Consider the following 6,280-nt stretch of genomic DNA (forward strand, 5'->3'; position numbering starts at 1 on the left):
TCTGCCCCGTTGGGGAAGTACACATAGAACTCGGTCCAGAGCTCTTTGTAATTCGCGTCGAAGTCAAAGCGCATTTCCGCGAATCCGTCCCCGCCAGAACCAGTTCCGCTAAAGTGGAACTTCAGCGATCGAGACCCATCAAAACTAATGTCATCACTGACCGCGACATACTCGCCGTTTCCGTGGTTTGGCGTCGTCCAAATGCCTCCGATTGGAACGGATCCTAGCGTTTGAGACTCGAAGTCATCAGCGAATAGCACATCTCCGGTGCTCGGTGCGATGTCTACATTTACTTCCACCGAGTCTGCGGCGTTACAGCATACGGCCGACACAATAACAAGAGCACTTCCCGCACCACGCGCCGTCACCAGACCCATGCTGTTCACGCTCACGACTGAGGAGTTCGTGCTTGCCCAGGTGAAGCCGGCACCGCTGACCACCGTACCACCTGCGTCCCGAGCGGTCGCCTCAATCTGCAGGCTCTGACCCACGGCTGTAAACGTATGGCTCCCTGGTGTCGCAGTCACGCTCGCGACATCCGGCTCGCCACCCTGCTCTATTTCGGTCGCCGCTGAAACGCTGTTCGAATAATCCCCGAAGACTGCACCCTGGTTCAGCGTGCCCCGGTAGCTGACGAGACGGAACTGGTAATCCGTTCCATCCGCGAGCCCGCTGTAGGTATAGGAGACTGCTTGACCGGCCGAATCCGCATCAACGGAGACCTCCGTTTCATACGCGGAGCCCCAGCTCAGTGTCGGGCTGCCGTAACGGATCGCGTACCTCGCAACGTCGCCCGCGCCATCGGACACCGCCGTCCACCGCAGCGTGACGGAGCTCGTGCTCACGTCGCCGACCGTGAGATCGGTGACGGCTGCCGGGTTCTCGGCTTCCACCGGAGGCGGCTCGACCACCATGCGCTGCGTATCGGACGCACACCCCGCGGCTGCGGCTGTAATCAGCACCGCTCCAGCCGCCTTCGCCACCAGTCTTCCCATATCGTCCACCGTCAGTATGTCAGGGTTCGAGGAGGACCATTGTATGTCCGCGTCCTCGATCAGGCTTCCAACTGCATCGCGCGCAGTCGCCTGAAGCGTGGCGGAAGCGCCGATTTCCAGCACCGTATCTGCCGGGACGTCGATCGTCACCTGACCGAGCGAGACCGGCGGGTCCTCCGTCTGCTGCTCCTGCGCGATCGCGGTGAATGCTACCGACGATCGCTTCATCACCCTCGCGTGGTCCTGGCGCACACGCGCCTCGAGGCGCTGCTCACCGGATTCGCCCAGCGTCCACATGGCGCTGATGCGTCCCTCGACGTCGGTCACGGTACTCATCGGACCCGCCGTGCCGCCGCCGGCCGTGACGCTGAACGTCACCGGAACGCCACCAGTCGGCCTGCCCTTGCGGTCCAGGAGGCGCACCGTGAGCAGTTCCGGCAGCGTTTCGCCGGGTGCCCCTTCCTGCTCGTTGCCGGCCACGATCGCAATCGATCTGGGCAGGCTGCGGATCCAGGCCCGGAAATCCCAGGAGCTGCCATACGTGGACGCAGTCAGCTCGACTGTGCCGGGCTGCCTCGCAGTCAGCGTTCCGTCGGCTGTCACCTCCGCGATCTCGGAGTTCTCGCTGGCCCACTCGATCCGCGCGCCTTCGACCGGGTTGCCGTCGGAATCGAGGACGGTAGCCTTCAGGTTGACGGTCTCTCCCTCGCGCACATCCAGCGATGCTGAATCGACAACGATCGCGACGTCCACCATCGCTGACGGACTCGAGGGGTCACTACTGTCACAGCTCACTGCTGCGCCAACGGTCAGACAGACTGCGACTGCTGCTGCTGTGCTTCTGATGCGGTGATACGAGCTGCGGTCATGCATGGGGCACCGATCCTTCCTATGCCTCGTGTCGACCGGCATAGAAATGCCGCCAGGTCGACGAAGTCGACGCTGGCGGCTCGGCTGGCGTGGCAGGTTATCCTGCTGTAGCCCCGTGGCTCTGCGTCACCGCCTTTCGGCGGTTTTGCTCTGAGCAGCGTTCCTTCATTTCAGAGCGTCCCGTCACCCGATCGGGGACGCGGCTGCTCTCACTACTTCATGAGGCACGGCATTCGAGCCGGACCGCAGCTCTACGGTCGGCGGGTGGTGCGGCAAAGCGCGTTCCCGCTGAATACTCGACGCCGTAAAAGGTTACAGTAGAAGTGCTTTCGAGGTTCCAGGCACGTGGTGACGAGGCACTGAGGGAGAAAGATTCTGCTGGGTTCGGCTACTTCCTGACGCTATAAGCCGCTAATTTTTGGCGACAAAATGCCCCTCTAGCAGCGATCCGATATCGGTAGGCGCATGAGCGTGCGTCGGCAGTGTGAGCAATCCATCAGCCAGCATATCTGAGCCGGGTGTTTCTACCGAGGTCCACGCGAGATGTGGTTGCATCTCCGGAAGGGAGCGCAGCGGGATCGGGTAGGACGCGGCCAGACCGTCACGACCGAGCTCGGTCAGGAGATGCGTCCGTATGGCGCGGGTCGTGAGCAGCGGGTAACGCACCCAGCCGCCCGTGGAGCTGGCATCAAGGGCGGCATCGAAAGTCTGAATACTCGCCACATCCGCCAACTGAGCCGCGTACTTCGCTGCCCACTGTGCGCGACGACCGCGCTCGACTCGCGAGCACTCAGCGGTCTCGAGAGCGAGGGCTGCCGAGAAGCGACTCATCCCGCGCACCGAAGCCGGTTCCTTGTAGCGCGTCTCGCCCAAGTGCAGGAACGGCATCGATGCGGGCACCCCGTAGACCAGCGGATGCGACAACAGCATCTGCGCGCATGCCTTCACGAAGGCGCGGAGGCTGTCGCGCGCCGAAGCATCCATCATCTGCTGCTTCATTCCAGCTCGCGCACCTCTGGACCCTCGCAGCAGCAAGGCCCCGCCACCCGATCCGGTCCATCCCTTTCCACGCCCGAAGCTCAACACGCTCATCTCGCCCAGGCTGCCGATCGGCCGGCCTTTCCACGCACCACCCGCTGCCTGAGCGGCATCCTCGATCAATGCGACGCCGTGGCGCTGCGCAATCGCCTCGGCGCGTTCCCAGTCGATCGGCAGGCCGAAGAGCGGTGCAACGACCGCAGCGGACGCTCCCGCCGCGAGTGCTGAGTCGAACGAGTCCCAGTCAGGGCCGAGCGTCGCCGGATCGACATCGTACAGGAGTACCGTTGCACCCGCACCGATCGCTGCAGTCGCCAGGTCGAAGCACGCGAAACCCGGCAGCGCGACGATGCGTGGTGAGCCCACGGGAAGCGTCGCATCGATCGCTACGGTCAGAGCATGTGTTCCGCTGCTGTAGAGCAGCACGTCGTCCGCGGCGAATCGCTGCTTCAGATATGAACGCAGCTCCTCGTGCACGTCGCTTCCGCGAAGCGTGCGCAACACGGCATCGAGCAACGCGCGCAGAGGCAGCGGCGACGCGACCGGAGGCGTGTGTCGGAGCGTGCGCCGTCGCTTCACAGCCATCGGCGGCGCGGCCTGCTTGCGCTGTACTGTCGTCACCACCATGGAAGCTGTCTCGCGACGATCGGTCCGATCGCATTGGCGACCCGCACCGGCAGGCGCTGCCATGCTGAAGACCCGAGTCGCGTGATGCGGCCGGGCCCGGCGTCACTGGATGCTTCCTCCGGCGCGACCACCCAGTGCAGCGGCACGGACTCACCCCCCCACTGCAGCTTGAACCGGTGCGTGCCCTCGCCGGGAGTGCAGCGCCCGAAGTTGAACACCTCCGCACCGCGCTCGATCACGTGCTCCATGAACGACCAGTACAGCAGCATGTTCGGCGCGTCGCGGTTGTGCTCGCGCAGCGATGACGCCCAGGTGATCTCGAACTCGCCGCGGAACAGGAAGCCCGCGCCGGCCGCGACCGGGACGTCGCCCCGGTACACGCATCCGACCAGGAACTCGTCCGGAAACGTCGCGGCTGCAGCCGCGAAGAAGCGCCGCGGCAGCACCGGCGTGCCGAGGTCGCGCATGTTGCGGGACCAGACGTCGTAGAAGGCGGGCAGCTCGGCGGGCCCGAAGCGCGCGGTCATGCCCGCCTTCTGCGGCCGGCGCACCTGGCTGCGCAGCTTCGAGGGCAGGGCATTCCAGAGCGCTTCCGAATCCGTCGGCAGATCCAGCAGCACCGTCACCTTACGAGGTTCGGCGCGGTGCCCGACGGGCGCGTGCCGGCAGCGCAGCTCGAGGGCAGCCGATCGACGGTGAGCGAGGCCTAGTGCGGCGTCGATGAGCAGACGCACGGCGTCCGGCTCGCCGAGCGGGCCACCGTCGTTCAGGTACGGGACCGAGATGATCCGGCTGCCGAACAGCCGGCTCCGAAACTCGACGAGGGGCAGGATGCCGGACAGTGTGCCGTCCGCCGCGCGCGCGGCGAGGTAGGTGGCGGGATGGCGCATGTGGGTCTCGAAGACCGACTGCCAGCCCGAGAGATGGGCGAACGTCCCGCCATCGGCGGTGCGCACGAATGCGTCCCATTCGGCGCCATCGCGCAGCGGCTCCACTGCGTATTCCGCCACGCCCGCGGGCCCGGCGGGTGACATCGTCGTCTGATTCATGCCGGTGGGGAATGCAAGGCGGAAGCCTGCGGCTGGCGTGTGGATGGACGTCGCGAGACGCATCGGAAGTGTTGTGCGACAACGGAATGGACCGGTGGCCGCGCCTGCCGCCGCAGGCCACTGTGGCAACTTCGCAACAGTGACGGCCAGGCGGCGATCCGTTAACCTCCGTGCTCCAACATCTACCAGGCTTCGACGACGATGAGCTCCGGTCTGACATCCCGCCTGCGCGGTGCTGCCCGCGCCGTCCGCCACCTCCCGGACCGGCTGCTGCACGCCCGTCGCCGCACCGCCGCACAAGAGATGCTCGCCGGCGCGGACATCCGCAGCGCGGTCTTCATCTGCCACGGCAACATCAATCGGAGCGCATACGCGGCCGCCGCGTTCGCGCGCGCACTACCCGCGCACGTGCGCGAGCGGGTACGTGTGAGCTCGATGGGCTTCATCGGGCCGGACCGGCCTGCATCCGAACTGGCACAGCGCGTGGGTGGTCGCCGCGGCGTCGACCTGTCGGGACACCGGTCGCGGCTGCTGGATGGACCGGAGCTGGAGCAGACGGACCTGGTCGTCGTCATGAACCGGCGCCAGCACGACGACGTGCTCGCGTTGATCGGACCCGGCCGTAGCCGCGTCCTGATCCTGGGCGACCTCGACCCTGCCCCGCTGGATACGCGCACGATCCAGGATCCGTACGGCCATCCCGAGGACGTCTTCGAGCGGGTTTTCGACCGGATCGATCGGTGCATCGGCGAGCTGGTCACAGCTCTCTGGAGTGATACTAACCGGGGTTAGTCGACCCACGCCGTGGCGCCCCACACGGCACCTGACTTGCCCTTCCTCCCGCCGTCCTGACGCCTGCACTGCAGGCGCTTCACGAGAAAATCCGCACGCCAGCGCGGTGTTGCGCGCGTTCGACGCTCTGGCCGTCGTCCGCGAACCGTTGCGCTGACGCAACGCTCATCCGGTGCAGGGGCCGGCGCCGATACGGAGGTTGGATGCTGTTCGCGTGGGTGTTGATCGGCTTTGCCGTGTTCGTGGTGATGTACGCGTACGCGCTGTATCCGCTCCTGCTCCGGATCGTCCGCTCGGTCCGGGGCGGGCTGCCGGTGGCTGCCGCCCAGGCGGGCGGCTGGCCGAGCATCAGCATCACGATCCCCGTCTACAACGAGGTCGGGCAGATCCGGGACCTGCTCGAGAGCATCCTGCGGCTGGACTATCCGAAGGAGCGGATGCAGGTGCTGGTCGTGTCGGACGCATCCGACGACGGCACGGACGAGATCGTCCGGTCCTACGCATCCAAGGGGATCGAGCTGCTGCGGATGCCGGTGCGGGGGGGTAAGTCGGCGGCGGAGAATGCCGCCCGGTCGCTGCTGCGCGGCGAGATCGTCGTGAACACGGACGCATCGATCCGGCTCGACCGCAACTCGCTCAAGCCGCTGATCGTCCGCTTCGCCGATCCGCAGGTCGGCCTGGCCTCTGGCCGGGACGTCAGCGTGACGAAGGTGGACGGCGAGCTGAACGTGGGTGAGTCGGCGTACGTCGGCTACGAGATGTGGCTGCGCAGTGTCGAGACCGAGCTGTCCGGCATCGTCGGCGCGTCCGGCTGCTTCTACGCGATCCGGCGCGAATTGCACCAGCACGACCTGCCGGCAGGACTGAGCCGCGATTTCGCCGCCGCACTGGTCACGCACGAGCGCGGCT

At 66.1% G+C, this 6,280-nt stretch carries 5 protein-coding genes and 1 riboswitch; of the genes, 2 read left to right on the top strand and 3 right to left on the bottom strand.

Going from position 1 to position 6,280, the window contains the following annotated elements:
* The 3 genes from VFU06_08480 to VFU06_08490 form a co-directional block, all read right to left on the bottom strand.
* Nucleotides 1-1,751: Ig-like domain-containing protein (locus VFU06_08480; GenBank protein ID HEU5209433.1), on the bottom strand; the 1,751-nt coding region annotated here is incomplete at its 3' end.
* 185 nt (nucleotides 1,752-1,936) lie between these two features.
* Nucleotides 1,937-2,025, bottom strand: a riboswitch (cyclic di-GMP riboswitch).
* A gap of 251 nt (nucleotides 2,026-2,276) precedes the next feature.
* Nucleotides 2,277-3,380, bottom strand: coding sequence for a DegT/DnrJ/EryC1/StrS family aminotransferase (locus VFU06_08485; protein ID HEU5209434.1), 1,104 nt, complete (start codon nucleotides 3,378-3,380; stop codon nucleotides 2,277-2,279).
* A 140-nt stretch (nucleotides 3,381-3,520) separates the two neighbouring features.
* Nucleotides 3,521-4,579 (bottom strand): FemAB family XrtA/PEP-CTERM system-associated protein, encoded by a 1,059-nt coding sequence (locus VFU06_08490; GenBank protein ID HEU5209435.1) that lies wholly within the window; start codon nucleotides 4,577-4,579, stop codon nucleotides 3,521-3,523.
* 201 nt (nucleotides 4,580-4,780) lie between these two features.
* Here VFU06_08490 and VFU06_08495 point away from each other — a divergent pair, with 201 nt between their 5' ends.
* A complete protein-coding gene (locus VFU06_08495; GenBank protein HEU5209436.1) occupies nucleotides 4,781-5,371 on the top strand; it encodes a hypothetical protein in 591 nt (196 codons plus the stop codon).
* Nucleotides 5,372-5,574: 203 nt separating this feature from the next.
* Nucleotides 5,575-6,280: glycosyltransferase (locus VFU06_08500; protein ID HEU5209437.1), on the top strand; the 706-nt coding region annotated here is incomplete at its 3' end.

This window comes from Longimicrobiales bacterium, assembly GCA_035764935.1.
In the GTDB taxonomy this organism is placed as follows: domain Bacteria; phylum Gemmatimonadota; class Gemmatimonadetes; order Longimicrobiales; family RSA9; genus DASTYK01.

Coding starts and splice junctions, on each gene's coding strand:
- VFU06_08490 (HEU5209435.1), bottom strand. CDS start 4,579: ATGAATCAGACGACGATGTCACCCGCCGGGCCCGCGGGCGTGGCGGAA.
- VFU06_08495 (HEU5209436.1), top strand. CDS start 4,781: ATGAGCTCCGGTCTGACATCCCGCCTGCGCGGTGCTGCCCGCGCCGTC.